Origin of the sequence: Exiguobacterium sp. s129, from assembly GCF_018617585.1 — a bacterium.
GTDB lineage: Bacteria > Bacillota > Bacilli > Exiguobacteriales > Exiguobacteriaceae > Exiguobacterium > Exiguobacterium aestuarii_A.
In genome coordinates this window covers 1-16043 of record NZ_JACSKL010000023.1, presented here as the reverse complement: position 1 = coordinate 16043, position 16043 = coordinate 1, and the positions used below count along the sequence as shown (strand labels likewise).

Below are 16043 nucleotides of genomic sequence, written 5' to 3'. Positions count from 1 at the left end.
TTTTTTGTCGGGCAGAGCGCCTCGAGCTCGTTGGACATAAAAAAAGACGAACCAAATCGCACGTGGCGATTTGGTTCGTCAACAGCCTGGGGCTCGCAAATGCGAGCCCCTTGTTATTAAAAGTCGATTTCGTCCGGATCTGGTCCAAGACGTTCACCTGTCGCCACCTGGTCGATTTTCGCCAAATCGTCCGCGTCGAGTGAAAAATCGAATACATCGAAGTTTTCACGGATGCGGTGCGGTGTCACCGACTTCGGCAATGCGACATGACCTGACTCGAGGTGCCAACGAAGCACGACTTGTGCAGGCGTTTTTCCATGCTTCTCCGCAATTTCTGAGAAGGCATCAATCTCTAAAAACTTCCCTTGCATAAGAGGACTCCACGCCTCAATTTGAATGCCTTCATCCTGGCAATAGTCCAACAAATCCGGTTGTGGAAGCTGTGGATGAAGTTCTACTTGGTTGATGAGCGGTGCCATCAGTCCTTCTTCTTTTAACGTCTCAAGATGATGTTCTTTAAAGTTGGATACGCCGATTGCTTTAATCTTTCCGGCTTCATATAATTCGATCAGGTCTTTCCAAGCATCGACGAAACCATCAACTGGCCAGTGAAGCAGACAAAGGTCTAAATAGTCTGTCTCGAGGCGTTTCAATGAGTCTTCAAACGCTTCTTTCGTCTTCCCTTCACGAATATCATCATTCCAAATTTTCGATGTGATGAATAGGTCTGAACGGTCGACTCCCGAGACTTTAATCCCTTTTGCGACGCCTTCTTCATTTTTATAAATGGCAGCCGTGTCGATATGTCGATAGCCAGTCTTGAGTGCCTCGACGACAGCGGCAGGTGCCTCCGTCTCATTGTCGACTTGCCAAACCCCAAACCCAATCATCGGAATCTCTACTTTGTTTCGTAACGTAGCATATAGCATTTCATTCATCCCCTTTTCTTTCTAACGAGCTGATTGTATCATACCCGACAATTTATTTCGGAAAACTAAATCGTTAAATCTTTTCGGGTAAAGCGGATGAATGAGAGTGCTGAAAAGACGATTAACAAGCCGATTAACCAAATAAAGTGAACACCACCGAACTGTTCACGCATGATGGCCTGAGCATCGAAGAGAGAAAAGAAAGAGATGTTCCCTAACCATTCGAACTGCTCGCTTACTCCGTTGATGATATTCACCATCAAGAAGAACGTGAAGATTCCGCCGGTCACCATATAAGATTTACTACTGTCATCAAACAGACTGGCCAGCATATAGGCAACGACCCCTAATACGAGAAGCATGAGCGCTCCGTTCAATTGAAGCATCCATAAAACTTCATAGTCGATTTGTAAATCGAATAATACATCTGCCGCCATGAGACTGAAGCCATTTAACCCGACAAACAAGCCAACTGCAATGATCAGGATGACGAACGTAGACCATACATATGTGACACGAGAAATCGGAGCTGCGATATATAGCATGATTTCACCTGAATCGATCGGTTTAGCAAGAAGTTTCGAGGCAAACGTCAACGCAAACAACACGGCAAGTACATAAAAAATCAATCCATAGTAATTACTCGACAATAAATTGAGCAGATTATCCATCGCCATCGTCGCATCAATTTGAAACACTTCGAGCAACTCAGGTGGAAGTGACTCTAATTTCGCCTCAATCAGTCCCGTTTCCTGAATGGATGGGAATATAGCGGCCAAAAAGAAGAGATAGACACTTGTCCCGACCGAATAACCGAGAATCCAACTGCGATTCTGTTTAAACATTGAGCGTATTAACATTTATGTCGCCTCCCCGTAATACTGCATAAACAAGTGTTCGAGTTCGTCAGCGCCACTCTCCAATGAAAGAATCTCATAGTCGGCAAGCGTTCGAATCAAGTTGTTCAAGTCTTCTGGCGACGTGATGGCGACTTCTACGTGTATTCCATCTCGTGTTCCAGTAGTTTTGATGAATCGGATTGCCTCTGCCTCGGAAGAAAACTCAATCTGATATCGTTTCACACTGTGCTGTCTAAGTTCTTCCATGTCTTCCTCAATGATGATGCGCCCGTCTTTAATCAATGCGGCTCGATCACACGTCCGCTCCATCTCAGGAAAATGGTGAGAGCTCATCAGAATCGCCTTACCTGCTTCTTTTTCTTCGATTAGCCAGTCAATCAAACGTTCTTGCATGAGCGGGTCGAGTCCACTCGTCGGCTCATCCAAAATATAGACGGGTGCCTCTTTCATGAAGCACGTGATGATGGCGAGCTTTTGTTTCATCCCTTTAGACATCTTCCGAACTTTCGTCGACTCATCGAATGCGAATCGCTCGCGAAGTCGTCGCTCTCGGGCAGAATCCGTTTTATGCAAATGACGCGTCAACCGAATGATTTCTTCTCCGGTCATATGTTGTGGATAATTGATTTCCCCAGGCAAATAACCGACATTTCGTTTGACCTGCTCAGTTTCGCTCCAGCAGTCGAACCCTTTAATGGTCGCCTTCCCTTCGCTCGGTTTCAATAGTCCCATTAAATGACGAATCGTCGTCGATTTTCCTGCACCGTTCGGTCCGATAAATCCAAAGATCGTTCCGGGTAACACATCGAGTGTCACATCAAAAATACCGTGGGTTGCATCGAATCGTTTTGTCAATCGTTCAATCCGAATCATCACAAACCCTCCTTTTTTTGAAATATAAGATTAATATGATTACAAAACTAGTATATCACGTTCTTTTTTGAAATGGAAATGGTATATTTATTACAAAACTACAGAAAGGAGCGCTCCGACAAATGGATGGATTCTCAAAACGCACCGAAGAAAAAAGACAGGCCATCTTAAGTGCCGCATATGACTTGATGACGGAGAAACAATCTCGGTTTACCGTGAGTGAACTCGCCAAGCAAGCTCAAGTCTCACCCGTCTCGATCTATAATTACTTCGGCTCGAAAGAACAAGTCATCATTGAAGTGTTACAACAAATGACGGAGGAACAAATGAGTTGGATTGATGAACAAATCGCGTCGAACGCTCCGTTCGAGACGTTACTCGTCGATATATTGAAACGAAAAATCAAAACGGCCGTTCTTTTTGATGAGACCATCACCACGATGATTCAACGAGATCCGAACTGGGGGCAGTTGGCGTCCCGTGGTTATGCATCTTTCGCCCGTTTGATTGAATACGGCAAACAAAAAGGGACGATCGATGCCACATTATCGACCACATCTTATTTACACTATGTTCAATTGATGCAGCAGGCCATCCTGTCCGACCCGCATTTTTCAATCGGCGACATGAAAGAGACAATGGAAGACTATTTTCATTTCTTTTTGAACGGGATCATCAAACGCTAAAAAGGTGACTGTCTATAAAGAGACAGCCACCTTTTCTTATGCTTTGAATATAAAGTCTTCAATCGGATAGAGTGAAAGGTCCACTTCACATTCGCCCGTCAGCACGAGGTCACTTAACACTTTTCCGATGAACGGACCGACCGTCAAACCGGATGACCCTAGCCCGTTCGCCACAAGCAATTGATTCGCCCCCGGTACTTTCCCGAGTACAGGAATCGAGTTCGGTGTGACCGGACGGAAACCGACTTTCGTCTCGATGAGTTCTGCTTCCGCAAGTCCTGGTGCTGATTCAAGCCCTTTCGTCAGCACTTCGTGGACACCGATCGCAGTCGGGCGAACATCGAACGCTTTACCTTTCTCGTGGGTCGAGCCGATAACGACCTTCCCGTCTTCAAATCCAAGTAGATAACGTCGCCTTGGCGGCATGACGACCGGCCAATCCGACGCATCGGTATCTTTTAACTGGACGTGAACGAGTTGCGCCTTCTCTCCGTCGACGCGAACCGTATATCCGAGAGGTTGTAACAGCTCCGGGAGCCACGCCCCAGTCGCAAGGATGATTTCATCCGCTTCATATCGAACTCCGTCACACTCCACGCCAATCGCGTCCCCATCGGTCAAACGTGCCGAACCGTATACAAATTTAACACCACGTTTCATAGCGACTCGTTCAAGTGCTGCACGGAATTTCGCACCATCCACACGTGCGCCACCTTTGACTAGAAGCGCATTATATTCATCTGATAGTGGCGGGAAAAGACGTTGTGCCTCTTCTGCTGTTAATCGTTCTAAATCACCAATCTCTGGCGCTTCTTCGCGACGAACCATCGTCCGCTCCATCATTTGCTCAAGTTTGGACTCTTCATGGAGGGCAAGTGTCCCGACACGTTTATATCCGGTGTCTGTCTCCCCTTCAGCTTCTAACTCTCTCACGACATGCGGATAATAGTGTGCACCACTTTTAGCGAGTGCGTACCATGCTTTGTTACGCCGCTGCGCAATCCAAGGACAGACAATTCCCGCTGCCGCATCTGTCGCCCGTCCTTCTTCCTTACGGTCGATGACCGTCACGTCAGCTTTTCCTGCTAAATGATAGGCTGTGGAGACACCAACGATGCCCGATCCAATAATTACAATTTTCTTCATCATGTACCTGCCCTTTCAGACAGATGAACACATCCTTTCGTGAAAAAATCATCGACCCCATGGATCGATGATTGATTATTATTCTCTCATCGCTAGACGATATAATAAGTCCAGCAATTCAATATACAACCAGACGAGCGTGACGATTAAGCCAAACGCCGCAACCCATTCCAATTGTTTTGGTGCCCGCTCTTCGACTTGACGTGCGATGAAATCAAAGTCTAAGACGAGTGCGAGTGAAGCGACGATGACAATGACAAATTGAACACCGATGGCAAGCGGGCTAGAACCTGTCATAAACGCCAATCCTGAACCGAATAGGCTCATGACGAGTTGGACAAGGTACAATAACATGACCGTAAACATCGCAGCCATGACCCCTGCTCTGAATTTTTGCGTCACTTTGACAAGACCTGTCGTATAAACAAACCACATCGCAAAAGCAACGACGAACGTCGTCATGACGGCACGACCGACAATACCAGGGACCATCGCTTCAAAGAAGTATGAGATTGAACCGACGAAGACACCCTCGACAATTCCGTATAACGGCGCAACGACTGGTGCCGTATTCGGCTTGAACGTGATGAGTAATGCAAAGATGAAACCGAGGATGAGTGACCCGATCATGAGCGGGAACAAAAGCCCTTCCCCGATTGTAGGAACGACGAGCCATGTCGTTCCGGCTGCCGCTGTGACGAGAAGAAGCAAGGTGAACACTTTTGACCATGTTCCTGCTTTCGTCATCGGCTCGGCACTGTAAGCTGTAGACTGCATTGATTTACGAAGTAGTGGATTCGATTTTAAGTTCAACGTTGTATAGCTCCTTTATGATTCAATTACTGTTTTGCGAACACGTCGATAAACGCACGCATGTAGTCTGGTAGATCCGGTGGTCGACGACTTGAGACGATATGTCCATCGACGACAACAGGTTCGTCATGCCAAATGGCACCTGCGTTTTCCATGTCGTCCTTGATTCCTGGAGTACTCGTGACGTTCACCCCGTCCAAAATATTCGCTGAAATCAAGACCCATCCAGCATGGCAAATTTGACCGATTGGTCGTTTTTGTTCATCCATATAACGAACGAAGCCTTTCACCGAATCAAAACGGCGCAACAAGTCAGGTGACCAGCCTCCCGGTACGAGGATCGCATCAAACGATGTGATATCCACATCATCGAATGATACGTCCGACTTCGCTGGCACACCATACTTCCCGATGTAGGCATGGTCTGCTTTTTCCCCGGCTAAAATGACATGCGCTCCTTCTTCACGAAGACGGTGTACAGGGTACCAAAGCTCTAAATCCTCGAAGTCATTACTGACAAGTTGAAGGACTTTCTTTCCTTGTAGTTTCATCAAACCCCTCCTTTTGTTCATTCCCCATTATACCCGAAACAGAGGTTCGCGAAAACGAAGAATCAAGGTTGTTTTTTCAGGATATGGATGGAATACGCTCCTAGATACTATATCTTGTGTTATGTTATGATACCTTTAGTCAATGGAGATTGAGAAGGAGGTTTATCACCTTATGAAGCAATATCATGATTTATGTCGACATATCCTCGAAAACGGAGTAGTGAAAGAAGACCGTACCGGCACAGGGACGACCAGCGTTTTCGGCTATCAAATGCGATTCAATTTACAAGAAGGCTTCCCCCTCATCACGACGAAAAAGTTACATACTCGTTCGATTATCCATGAACTTCTTTGGTTCATCTCGGGGGAGACGAACATTCGTTATCTACAAGAGAACGGAGTGCGGATTTGGAACGAATGGGCAGATGAAGAAGGAAACCTCGGCCCGGTATACGGCTCACAGTGGCGCTCTTTCCCACGCCCGGACGGCTCGTCCGTCGATCAACTGGCTCAAGTGATTGAACAAATCAAAACGAATCCTGATTCAAGACGATTGATTGTTTCCGCATGGAACCCTGGACAACTCGATGAGATGGCCCTTCCACCGTGTCATTTACTTTTCCAATTCTATGTCGCTGACGGGAAGCTCTCTTGCCAGTTATATCAACGAAGTGCCGACACCTTCTTAGGCGTTCCGTTCAACATCGCATCGTATGCGCTTTTGACGCACATGGTCGCTCATGTGACCGGTCTAGAAGTTGGCGATTTCGTCCACACCCTCGGAGATGCTCATATTTATCATAACCATCTCGAACAAGTGGAACTTCAACTGTCGCGTGACCCTCGTCCGTTACCACAACTCAAGATTGTCCGTGACGTATCATCAATTGAATCATTCCGTTTTGAGGACTTTGAGATTCTCGGATATGACCCGCATCCACATATTAAAGGAGAAGTGAGCGTATGATTTCACACGTTGTCGCATACGGACTCAATCGGGAAATCGGGAAAGACAATGATTTATTGTGGCGATTGCCGGATGATTTGAAACACTTCAAATCTGTCACGTCTGGTGGCACCGTCGTCATGGGAAGAAAAACGTTCGAATCAATCGGGAAGGCATTGCCGAACCGACGGAATATCGTCGTGACGTCCGATTCAACTTTTAAAGCAGAACACATTGAAGTGTGGCATGATTTAGAACGGCTCGTCGAAGAAAGTCAAAACGAGGAATGGTTTGTCATTGGCGGCGCGACGCTTTATGAACAGACCATGTCGATGACGAGTCGAATTTATGCCACCGAAGTAAAATCCACGTTCGAGGCAGACACGTATTACCCTGAACGGAGCGGTTCATGGACGATTCAAAGTCAGACAGACCATCCGCAAGACGAAAGACATGCATATGCCTTTTCGTTCATACAATTTGAAAAAGCAGACATCGATCATTAATCGATGTCTGCTTTTTAGTCAGGTAGTTTTTCTAACCACTGTTCAATTTTTTTCGTGATGACTTCATCCTGATTATCATCAGCGTAGTCGTCATAAATCGCTTCTAGTTCGGAGGCTGTACGCTTCGAAACCGCGAGGATGTGACTATATTTACCACGCTGTTCTTTCACGGCAGAGAGTGTCCCTCTCGCTTCATGGACTCGGGTATCGTCTAAGACGAACATTTCGATGTTATCGTTACAAGAATATGCTTCATACGGACGATACACGACCTCATAGCGACGATGCTCTTTGGGCAAGCGGTTCGCAAGCGAAGTGTACGTGTTCTCGGACATCGTCACGTAAGCAATCCGCTTTTCCTCACGAACCGCCGACGTGTATCGGACAACCCGATTTCGACCATCACGTTTTGCCTTATAGAGCGCCTCATCTGCGTATGCACACCATTCCCCAAGCGTATATCCTGTCTGGCAGACACGGGTATATCCGATTGATACGGTCACTTGATGCTCGTACGGGAATTCCATCTCTTCAATCCGGGTACGGACGCGCTCTAACACCGATTCGACAATCGCTCGGTCAGATACGTTCAAGAGAATTAAAAACTCTTCTCCTCCATAACGGATGAGTTCATCACTCGATCGAATCGCGTGTCGGATTTCTTCCGAGACCCGATGAAGAACGTCATCCCCATAAGAGTGACCGAACGTGTCGTTCAATTGTTTAAAATGATCGATATCAAGTAGGGCAACAGCAAAGCTCTCACCTGAGCGCTCTAACCTTGAGATGAAGCGAGAAAACGTCGCTTTTAAATATTTTCGGTTGAAGGCACCCGTCAGCTCATCGACAAGTAATGCCTTTGAAACTAAACGAGACTTTTCAATATGTAGACCAAGACGGACTAACCGCTCCTCCATCGGTACCCATGATTCCCAATAATCATCGAATCCGTAGGAATAGGCAGCGAGACGATAATGCTCATTCGTTCCGATAACGATGAGCGGGACGTAAAGTTTTCTCATCTTGCTCACAAACGATTGTATGTCACGTTCTTTAAACTGTGGCCATAGTTCAACGTCCATGATGATGGCTTTTGGGACGTCCTCATAGTCATACTCGACCGCTTCTTCGAGTGTTTGCAAGAATACAGGACGTGCTCCAAGCTTCTCAACACGCGATTTATACCGACTAAATGTCGAAAAACTCGCAGAAAGAATCAAAACGAGGTCCTCATCTTCTTGTTCGATTCCTAGAACGGTATGGATGTATCGTTTCACCGGTGAGATCAAGGTCATTGCCTCTGCTTGGGTAAGGACGCTAGGCAACTCCTTCGCATCAGACTCGACACGACTAAATATTTCTAACAAATGCATAAAGCGTCGCTGTCTAACCTCTTTCTTCACCCAATCAATTAGAAACTCGATATCGGATTTGGGAATTTGTCTAGACTCTGATATTTTTTTTAAAATCATATGTATACGCTCAGTGAGTTGACCTTGCTCCATCTTCGTCCCCCCTACGTTCGTACTCCCCGAATTCTCTTATGTATCGATTATGCGACTTCTACAGATAAAATACAACTATTTCCTTATTTATTTTCTATTGTTTTACATATACATAGGTCTTACGCCCTAAAATAGACATAGGAAAAGCGGTCTTCCGACCGCTTCATGTTATTTTTTCACTTTTAGGTTTGGTGATGTCATCTCTTCAGGACGAATCCATTGATCAAATTGCTCTTCTGTCAATAGTCCCGTTTCCAATGCCGCCTCTTTTAAAGAAGTACCATTTTTATGTGCCAGTTTTGCGATTTTCGCAGCATTTTCATATCCGATATGTGGGTTGAGTGCTGTGACGAGCATGAGCGACTGTTCGACGTTACGAGAAATCACATCATGATTCGGCTCGATCCCGATCGCACAGTGATCGTTGAATGAGTGTAGGCTGTCCGTCAAGAGACGACAAGTCTGCAAGAAGTTATACATGATGACCGGTTTGAAGACGTTTAGTTCAAAGTTCCCTTGGCTCGCCCCGAAACCAATCGTCGCGTCGTTACCAAGAACTTGAGCGGCAACCATCGTGAGCGCTTCACTTTGTGTCGGGTTGACTTTCCCTGGCATGATTGAACTTCCTGGCTCATTTTCAGGAATCGTAATTTCGCCGATCCCCGCACGTGGACCCGATGCCAACCACCGCACATCGTTCGCAATCTTCATTGCATCCATCGCTAACGCTTTTAAAGCACCATGTGTAAAGACGAGTTGGTCGTGACTCGTAAGAGCGTGGAATTTGTTTACGGCCGTGACAAACGGTTTACCTGTCTCTTCAGAAATCTTTTTCGCCACGACTTCCCCAAATTCAGGATGGGCGTTGATTCCGGTACCGACAGCTGTTCCACCGAGAGCAAGCTCTGTCAATGGTTCAATCGTCCGCTCAATCATTTGTTTTGAGAGTTCGAGCATCCGCACCCAGCCGCTGATTTCCTGACCGAGCGTGACCGGTGTCGCATCTTGAAGATGTGTGCGTCCGATTTTGACGATATCCATATACGCTTCCGCTTTTTGCGAAAGAGTTTGGTGAAGGGCATCGATTGCCGGCAAGACGTCATCTTGCACGGAAAGGATGGCCGCAATGTGCATCGCTGTCGGATACGTGTCATTCGAGCTCTGCGATTTGTTGACATCATCATTCGGATGAATCCAAATCGATTGCTCACGCGCATGCAATTTGATATTCGCAATATTCGCGATCACTTCGTTGACGTTCATGTTTGATTGGGTACCCGATCCCGTTTGCCAGACGACGAGTGGAAATTCAGCGTCGTACTTTCCTTCTAAAATCTCATCGGCTACTTCCGCAATGATTTCAGCTTTCTCTTCTTCAAGTACACCAAGTTCAGCGTTGGCGAGAGCCGCCCCTTTTTTCAAGATCGCGAAGGCACGTATAATCTCAAGCGGCATCTTTTCTGCACCGATTTTAAAGTTCTCAAGACTACGTTGCGTTTGTGCTCCCCATTTTGCATCAGCCGGAACTTTAATTTCCCCCATCGTGTCCCGTTCGATTCGATAATCCTTCATGCTCAATTCCCCCTCTATAGTTGACTACGCTTTCATTTTAGCGAAAAACCATCTAAAAAGAAACGACTCAATCCAAAAAGCGACCAAGAATGATCTTAGTCGCTTACTTCGTTCCGTTTAATGCTTCACGTGCAATGACATCTGCACGATTTTCTGCACGAGGAATCCATTTGATAAAGACGTTCGGTAAATCATCATACGCAATCAACGCTTTGAGAAAGAGGGGTTTGGCCGAGGAATCTTTCATGAATCGTTGCTCCAAAGCACGAACAATCACTTCCGCATCGGAGTAGAGCATGAATGACGTCTCTCCTTGCATCGTATGCGCCATTTCAAGTGCATAGGCACAAGCCGCTAATTCTGCATGGACACTGGACAAACCTTGCGTTTGACGCTTGAACGTTGAGACCGTACCGTCTGATGACTTAATCCAGACACCAAGCCCGTTCTCTTCGGTTGTCTGATTTGTTGCTGCGTCAAAATAAATGTGAACCAAATCGATACGCCTCCCAGTCCGTATTAATCGGCGCATGGATATCAATTTGTGACAGACGTTTAGATAAGAGCGCAATCTCTTCATGCCCGTCTAATTTTTTTGCAAACTTCTGATGTGGTGCTTCGAGCGTTGCATTTTGAACGTGCGTGTAGAGCGTTTCGACCGTATCGTAATGTTGAATCAAGATGGTTGCCGTTTTTGGCCCGATGCCACGAACGCCAGGGATATTATCCGAAGAATCACCTTGTAATGCTTTCACGTCGACAAACTGATATGGTTTCACCCCATACATCGCTTCAAACGAACTCTCATTGACGAGTTGTTCTTCACCTTTTTTCGGCATGATTTGAAACACGTTTGGTGACAATAATTGTAGTAAGTCACGATCAGAGGAATAAAGATATGATTCTCCTGGGAACGCTGTCGCCACAGCTCCCATCAAGTCGTCCGCCTCATAACCGGTCAATTCTGATTGTAGAATCCCTCGCTCGTCCAAAGCCGCTCTCAATTTGACATAGTCTTCGAAAAGCGGTTCCGGGAGTCCATTACGCGTCGCTTTATATTCAGGATAAAGGGCATAACGATGCGTCGTTTCTCTCGTCCCGTCCCAAAAGAAAGCGATGTGTGAAAAGTCCGTCGTCCAGGCATCGACTTTTCGAAGCAACCCTTTCACCGTCACATCCGGGTCGAGTGCTCTTCTCCGCTCCGTTGCAAAATAATACCGTGATAATAAGTTAAATCCATCAACGAGAATGAGTTTCATCCTGCTCCACCTCACATGCTTTTAATCCTCGTGCCAATGCATCGGCATCTAGTTCTTTTCCAATCCAGACGAATACCGAACGGTTTCCTTCATGTACCTCGTTCGCAAACGTCGCTCCCATGAGTTGATTCGTTGCTTGAATGACGAATTTTCGATTCTCATCCTTTAGACGAACAATTGCCTTCATCCGATAGATTGAATCCTCATAATGCATCAATACCTCACGAACATATCGCGTCACGCGTTCACGAGAGAGCGGACGATCTGCATTCAACGTGACGGCCCGAAGCGAAGAGACAGATTCGGTCGCTTCTGTAAGTCGACTCAATTGTTCTTCATCGACTCGCGACAGTTGGAACGTGTTTTCAAGAAGGTCAAATTCCCCTTCAGTCTGGAACGTTTCTACCACACGAACGGTCGGATTGATTTGATTGATACGTGCTCGGGCATGTTTCAATTCCTCGCTCGAGACTAAATCTGTCTTGTTTAATAAAATCATGTCCGCATACGCGATTTGATGAATGCCTTCTTTGAATAAGTCGCGCTCCATTTGACTGGCATCGACGACAGTCAAGATGGCGTTCATTTTAAAATGTTGACGTAAGTACTCGTCGTAATAAATCGTCTGGATGATTGGGGCTGGGTCGGCAACACCAGTCGTCTCGATGATGATTCGGTCAAACGTCTCCTTTTTCGCCACGAGTTGATAAAATGTCTTACTCAAATCATTTTGAATCGAACAACAAATACAGCCATTCGATAGTTCGATTTGCTCCTGGTCCATTTTTACAATCAACTGTTCATCAATATTGACCGCCCCGAGTTCATTGACAATCAAACAAATCTTCTCTTCTGTCGCAGCAAGTAGACGGTTCATATACGTCGTCTTTCCTGCTCCTAAAAATCCGGTCACTAACTGAACGGGAATCATAGTACCACCCTTTTCTTACAAATCTTCGTGCGCACGAGCCCATTTCTCATAGCGTGCGTCTAATAAATCAATCAAGTGAAGCATCCACGCTTCTGTCGTCATCGGTAATACACTCGAACCCCACTCACGTTTCCCATGATGCGATAAGATCATATGCCAAATACGGTGATGGACATCAATCGGCAGACGGACGTCTGCACGACGCAGCGTTTCTTCGAATAGAAGTCCACCATACGGCATATGCCCGATTAACATTCCTAGCGGATTGATGGAGATCCCTGTCGTCTCACTCGTTCCTTCGACAGGCGACAGTTTTTCAAAACGGTTCGGGCTCGATAAAAGGTGACTGTATTCATATATTTTTCCGATGTCATGGAAGAGGATTCCTAGCGCAAGCTCATCCCAATTGAGTGGTTCCTTCCGCTCTGCCATCGCTTCACATGCCGCATATAATGATTCGAACGTACCTTTATAGGCTTGTTCGATTTTAACACCGTTCATCGTATTCCAAAGGTCGACTTTATGCAACTGCTCGGCTTCTTTGATCACACGAAACACCATTGCCAAATAGTCGTCCTGCTCCTGAATCCGGTATCCGAGACGCAACATGCAGGCGGTATGCTTCAGCAATCCTCCTGCGTAATTGTGATGGTGATAAAGAGCTGCAGGCGAAAGTACAAAGTCATCCCAGACGAAGTCGAGGAGTCCGTAGGCAATCTGTTGATAGGTCGGTGATAACGTATCGATTAAACTGAACAACTCATCTGCAAACTGTTCCATCGTCTCATCACCCGGTAACCCTGGGAGTAAAGAAATCGCCTCATCTTTTGAAATCGGTTGGACACGATCGATTGTAATCGACTTAGCACCGTCCGGTTTCGGATAGACATCGATTTTCCCGGACAATTCGATGACACCCGATTCATAGATTGGAAGTAGTTCACTCTCATTTCCACGTAGCCAATGCTTCGCACGCATCATCCCGCTCGCCGTCGTGACACTTAACTGTAGCCATTTCGCCCCGCTTTTCCCTTCTCTCACTTCTACCGTACTAACGAGCGCTTTCGTCTGAACAGGAGCCCCGTCTGGCAACTGATCTAACCGCTCTTTCGATTTTTCAATATGTGGTATTTGAAATCTTTCACGGTTCGTCGATAAACCTGTGACCGAATCAATTTGTTGATAATAATTCATGAACATTCCCTCCTCGCATCTTCTGACATTGTATCGCGTTTCTACACATTAGGCGAACATACTTTCTAGTAGGGTCATGATTTCACATTCATTATATTGAAAGCGCTTACGATTATTGGTACGATAAAGATAGTTCTACAAAGGGGGAAACGATAATGATTTCATTAATCGATACGTATGAGCGTTTCATCGCCTCGGGGGAAGCGACACGTTATGCACAAGAGCAACAATCCATTGAACATATTCTACAAGCATCTAGTTGTCCGGTAGAAATGAAGGACTTAGAACAGTCACTCACTCATCTTTCCGGTAATCCATATACAAAAGATGAATCACTCGATAAAATCGTCGAACACGAGATGAAAGGCGCCATGGCCGCTCTCGAGCTATCTGGTTACCCACTTCAAACACCACTCGCGAAAGCGGTCATCCTATCTGCTTTCACACGGACAAACCGTCTTAACATTGATAAGTTGAAAGAACTGAGCCATGCCGACCTGTTAGTCCGGATTCAATCGGCAGAACGCGCATGGAAACGAACATATACATTGTTACACCGTTCGACGCCGACACAAATTTGTGGCCAAATGGATTCGCTCCTCGGTGGCTGCGCCGTCCAGCGCGTCCTAGAGGCAATCAAACAGCCCGGTACGTCAAAAACAGCATAAGAAAAGGAGCGGTCCCCGGGCCGCTCCTTTTCTCATGCTTATCCTTCTGTTACTTCGACTGCATCTGGCTCGTATAACGTGACGTTACGTGCCGGTGAGAATGTTGAGATCGCATGCTTATAGATCAATTGTTGACGACCTTCTGATTCGACGATGACAGTGAAGTTATCGAATGATTTGATGACACCTCGAATTTGAAACCCGCTCACTAAAAAGACGGTCGTTGGAACCATTTCTTTTCGGAGTTGATTCAAAAAATGGTCTTGGATGTTGTAGCTCGCTTTCATGCTGGATTCCCCCTAGTCTTTATCTCTTTAAAATAATCGGAATTTTCGAAAAAACTCCTCTACATCATCATAAATATTTTTATATGATAGTTCAAATGATTTTCGCCCCATATCCACCCAAATTCCATCAAATTGATGACGGAACCACGTCAATTGTCGCTTTGCAAACTGTCTCGTATGTTGTTTCAACAAGTCTGTCGCACGGTCTTTCGAAATTTTTCCCTCAACATACGGAATGATTTCCTTATACCCGATGGCTCGCATCGCCTGAGTATCTCGATATCCTTTCGCCATCAAGCTCTCTACTTCCTCTACAAGTCCTGCTTCCATCATCGCATCGACCCGTTGATTGATTCGGTCATAAAGAAGTTCCCGGTCAGCGTGGAGGACGAATAATCGGTAATCATAATGTTCAGACGGCGCGCTATCTGTCGTCTGCGTATCACCTTGCATCGCTACTTCGAGCGCTCGCACGACGCGACGGACGTTATTCGGGTGAATCGTAGCCGCACGTTCCGGATCAAGTTGAACTAATCTTTGATGTAACGCCTCACGTCCTTCGACTTCTGCCAACCGTTCGAGGTCAGCCCGCAACGCCTCGTCCACAGGTCGCTTCACAAATTCATAGTCATATAAAATCGAACGAATGTATAAACCTGTTCCTCCGACAATAATCGGTAATTTGCCACGGGCATAAATATCATCAATGGCTGCACGAGCCAACTGTTGAAAAGCTGCGACACTCATTGCATCATCCGGGTCACAAATATCAATCAAATGATGCGGGATTCCTTCGGCTTCTTCTTTTGTTACTTTTGCCGAACCGATGTCCATGCCCCGGTAAACTTGAACCGAGTCACCTGAGACAATCTCGCCGTCGAACGCTTTCGCGAGTTCGATACCCGTCTTTGTTTTCCCAACAGCAGTTGGTCCTACGATGACGACGACAGGTGTTTTTTTCATACTTCTCACTCCTCAATTAAAAACCCGTCTCCTCATGAGACGGGCCATCAAATTCTTCTTTTTATTCTATCATCAAATACAACGGCAAACAGCATCCAACCACATAAAAGTAATCCGAGTAATAACACGAGTCCATCACTCATCTGCTTTCGCCTCCTTTAGCATCCTCATTCCCACTTTTCACATTTTAGACACAAAATAAATGAAAAAAAAGCACACTCGTGAAGAGTGTGCCACAGCTTGTTGACAAATAACATGTTCGAATTCGTCCTTCCGGCGCCCACGCTTTCCGCAGGCAATCCCGGAGCCGCATCGCGACTCAAGTCGCTGCTGGGTCTCCGTCGGATTGCTTTC

18 protein-coding genes are annotated in these 16043 nt (G+C 46.1%); 4 read left to right on the top strand and 14 right to left on the bottom strand.

Features of this window, described 5'->3' with window-relative positions; genetic code table 11:
* Window positions 1-116 precede the first annotated feature (116 nt).
* The 3 genes from KNO92_RS14415 to KNO92_RS14405 all read right to left on the bottom strand — a co-directional run bounded on the left by KNO92_RS14415 (window position 117) and on the right by KNO92_RS14405 (window position 2662).
* Window positions 117-929 (bottom strand): aldo/keto reductase, encoded by an 813-nt coding sequence (locus KNO92_RS14415; RefSeq protein WP_214692119.1) that lies wholly within the window; start codon window positions 927-929, stop codon window positions 117-119.
* Between the two features lie 65 nt (window positions 930-994).
* Window positions 995-1789: an ABC transporter permease subunit gene (locus KNO92_RS14410; RefSeq protein WP_214761871.1), complete on the bottom strand. Its 795-nt coding sequence runs from the start codon at window positions 1787-1789 to the stop codon at window positions 995-997.
* A complete protein-coding gene (locus KNO92_RS14405) occupies window positions 1790-2662 on the bottom strand; it encodes an ABC transporter ATP-binding protein (protein ID WP_214761869.1) in 873 nt (290 codons plus the stop codon).
* Window positions 2663-2784: 122 nt separating this feature from the next.
* Here KNO92_RS14405 and KNO92_RS14400 point away from each other — a divergent pair, with 122 nt between their 5' ends.
* On the top strand, window positions 2785-3348 hold the full coding sequence (locus tag KNO92_RS14400; RefSeq protein WP_214761867.1) for a TetR/AcrR family transcriptional regulator: 564 nt from the start codon (window positions 2785-2787) through the stop codon (window positions 3346-3348).
* A gap of 36 nt (window positions 3349-3384) precedes the next feature.
* On the opposite strand, the gene KNO92_RS14395 is transcribed toward KNO92_RS14400, so the two are convergent.
* The 3 genes from KNO92_RS14395 to KNO92_RS14385 all read right to left on the bottom strand — a co-directional run bounded on the left by KNO92_RS14395 (window position 3385) and on the right by KNO92_RS14385 (window position 5858).
* On the bottom strand, window positions 3385-4494 hold the full coding sequence (locus KNO92_RS14395; RefSeq protein WP_214692111.1) for an NAD(P)/FAD-dependent oxidoreductase: 1110 nt from the start codon (window positions 4492-4494) through the stop codon (window positions 3385-3387).
* Between the two features lie 78 nt (window positions 4495-4572).
* Window positions 4573-5307, bottom strand: a complete 735-nt coding sequence (locus tag KNO92_RS14390; protein WP_214692109.1) for a Bax inhibitor-1/YccA family protein — start codon at window positions 5305-5307, stop codon at window positions 4573-4575.
* A gap of 26 nt (window positions 5308-5333) precedes the next feature.
* Window positions 5334-5858, bottom strand: a complete 525-nt coding sequence (locus KNO92_RS14385; protein WP_026826070.1) for a type 1 glutamine amidotransferase domain-containing protein — start codon at window positions 5856-5858, stop codon at window positions 5334-5336.
* 172 nt (window positions 5859-6030) lie between these two features.
* Between KNO92_RS14385 and KNO92_RS14380 the strand changes: the two genes are divergently transcribed.
* Together KNO92_RS14380 and KNO92_RS14375 are read left to right on the top strand one after the other, a co-directional pair.
* Entirely contained in the window at window positions 6031-6825 is a 795-nt protein-coding gene (locus KNO92_RS14380) for a thymidylate synthase (RefSeq protein ID WP_214692107.1), read from the top strand.
* Entirely contained in the window at window positions 6822-7310 is a 489-nt protein-coding gene (locus KNO92_RS14375; protein ID WP_214761865.1) for a dihydrofolate reductase, read from the top strand. The genes KNO92_RS14380 and KNO92_RS14375 overlap by 4 nt, the downstream gene beginning before the upstream one ends.
* Window positions 7311-7324: 14 nt before the next feature.
* Here KNO92_RS14375 and KNO92_RS14370 read toward each other — a convergent pair whose 3' ends face one another.
* The 6 genes from KNO92_RS14370 to KNO92_RS14345 all read right to left on the bottom strand — a co-directional run bounded on the left by KNO92_RS14370 (window position 7325) and on the right by KNO92_RS14345 (window position 13771).
* Window positions 7325-8815: a GGDEF domain-containing protein gene (locus tag KNO92_RS14370; RefSeq protein ID WP_214761863.1), complete on the bottom strand. Its 1491-nt coding sequence runs from the start codon at window positions 8813-8815 to the stop codon at window positions 7325-7327.
* A gap of 168 nt (window positions 8816-8983) precedes the next feature.
* Window positions 8984-10387 (bottom strand): class II fumarate hydratase, encoded by a 1404-nt coding sequence (gene fumC, locus KNO92_RS14365; RefSeq protein ID WP_214761861.1) that lies wholly within the window; start codon window positions 10385-10387, stop codon window positions 8984-8986.
* A gap of 103 nt (window positions 10388-10490) precedes the next feature.
* A complete protein-coding gene (locus tag KNO92_RS14360; RefSeq protein WP_214761859.1) occupies window positions 10491-10883 on the bottom strand; it encodes a reverse transcriptase-like protein in 393 nt (130 codons plus the stop codon).
* Window positions 10864-11646 (bottom strand): 5'-3' exonuclease, encoded by a 783-nt coding sequence (locus tag KNO92_RS14355; RefSeq protein ID WP_214692097.1) that lies wholly within the window; start codon window positions 11644-11646, stop codon window positions 10864-10866. Before KNO92_RS14355 ends, KNO92_RS14360 begins: the two co-directional genes overlap by 20 nt.
* Window positions 11627-12577: a CobW family GTP-binding protein gene (locus KNO92_RS14350; RefSeq protein WP_214761856.1), complete on the bottom strand. Its 951-nt coding sequence runs from the start codon at window positions 12575-12577 to the stop codon at window positions 11627-11629. The genes KNO92_RS14355 and KNO92_RS14350 overlap by 20 nt, the downstream gene beginning before the upstream one ends.
* A 15-nt stretch (window positions 12578-12592) precedes the next feature.
* Window positions 12593-13771 carry an HD domain-containing protein gene (locus KNO92_RS14345; protein WP_214761854.1) on the bottom strand — a complete coding sequence of 393 codons (1179 nt, stop codon included), beginning with the start codon at window positions 13769-13771 and terminating at the stop codon, window positions 12593-12595.
* A gap of 155 nt (window positions 13772-13926) precedes the next feature.
* On the opposite strand from KNO92_RS14345, the gene KNO92_RS14340 reads away from it, so the two are divergent.
* Window positions 13927-14439, top strand: a complete 513-nt coding sequence (locus KNO92_RS14340; RefSeq protein WP_214745247.1) for a hypothetical protein — start codon at window positions 13927-13929, stop codon at window positions 14437-14439.
* Window positions 14440-14477: 38 nt separating this feature from the next.
* On the opposite strand, the gene hfq is transcribed toward KNO92_RS14340, so the two are convergent.
* Window positions 14478-14726: an RNA chaperone Hfq gene (hfq, locus tag KNO92_RS14335; protein ID WP_012726185.1), complete on the bottom strand. Its 249-nt coding sequence runs from the start codon at window positions 14724-14726 to the stop codon at window positions 14478-14480.
* A gap of 27 nt (window positions 14727-14753) precedes the next feature.
* Window positions 14754-15689: a tRNA (adenosine(37)-N6)-dimethylallyltransferase MiaA gene (gene miaA, locus KNO92_RS14330; RefSeq protein ID WP_214761852.1), complete on the bottom strand. Its 936-nt coding sequence runs from the start codon at window positions 15687-15689 to the stop codon at window positions 14754-14756.
* Window positions 15690-16043: the final 354 nt, after the last annotated feature.

Bases quoted from the DNA above. Each gene is read 5' to 3' on its own strand.
- KNO92_RS14415 (WP_214692119.1), bottom strand. From the start codon at position 929: ATGCTATATGCTACGTTACGAAACAAAGTAGAGATTCCGATGATTGGG.
- KNO92_RS14410 (WP_214761871.1), bottom strand. From the start codon at position 1,789: ATGTTAATACGCTCAATGTTTAAACAGAATCGCAGTTGGATTCTCGGT.
- KNO92_RS14405 (WP_214761869.1), bottom strand. From the start codon at position 2,662: ATGATTCGGATTGAACGATTGACAAAACGATTCGATGCAACCCACGGT.
- KNO92_RS14400 (WP_214761867.1), top strand. From the start codon at position 2,785: ATGGATGGATTCTCAAAACGCACCGAAGAAAAAAGACAGGCCATCTTA.
- KNO92_RS14395 (WP_214692111.1), bottom strand. From the start codon at position 4,494: ATGAAGAAAATTGTAATTATTGGATCGGGCATCGTTGGTGTCTCCACA.
- KNO92_RS14385 (WP_026826070.1), bottom strand. From the start codon at position 5,858: ATGAAACTACAAGGAAAGAAAGTCCTTCAACTTGTCAGTAATGACTTC.
- KNO92_RS14380 (WP_214692107.1), top strand. From the start codon at position 6,031: ATGAAGCAATATCATGATTTATGTCGACATATCCTCGAAAACGGAGTA.
- KNO92_RS14375 (WP_214761865.1), top strand. From the start codon at position 6,822: ATGATTTCACACGTTGTCGCATACGGACTCAATCGGGAAATCGGGAAA.
- KNO92_RS14370 (WP_214761863.1), bottom strand. From the start codon at position 8,815: ATGGAGCAAGGTCAACTCACTGAGCGTATACATATGATTTTAAAAAAA.
- fumC (WP_214761861.1), bottom strand. From the start codon at position 10,387: ATGAAGGATTATCGAATCGAACGGGACACGATGGGGGAAATTAAAGTT.
- KNO92_RS14355 (WP_214692097.1), bottom strand. From the start codon at position 11,646: ATGAAACTCATTCTCGTTGATGGATTTAACTTATTATCACGGTATTAT.
- KNO92_RS14350 (WP_214761856.1), bottom strand. From the start codon at position 12,577: ATGATTCCCGTTCAGTTAGTGACCGGATTTTTAGGAGCAGGAAAGACG.
- KNO92_RS14345 (WP_214761854.1), bottom strand. From the start codon at position 13,771: ATGAATTATTATCAACAAATTGATTCGGTCACAGGTTTATCGACGAAC.
- KNO92_RS14340 (WP_214745247.1), top strand. From the start codon at position 13,927: ATGATTTCATTAATCGATACGTATGAGCGTTTCATCGCCTCGGGGGAA.
- hfq (WP_012726185.1), bottom strand. From the start codon at position 14,726: ATGAAAGCGAGCTACAACATCCAAGACCATTTTTTGAATCAACTCCGA.
- miaA (WP_214761852.1), bottom strand. From the start codon at position 15,689: ATGAAAAAAACACCTGTCGTCGTCATCGTAGGACCAACTGCTGTTGGG.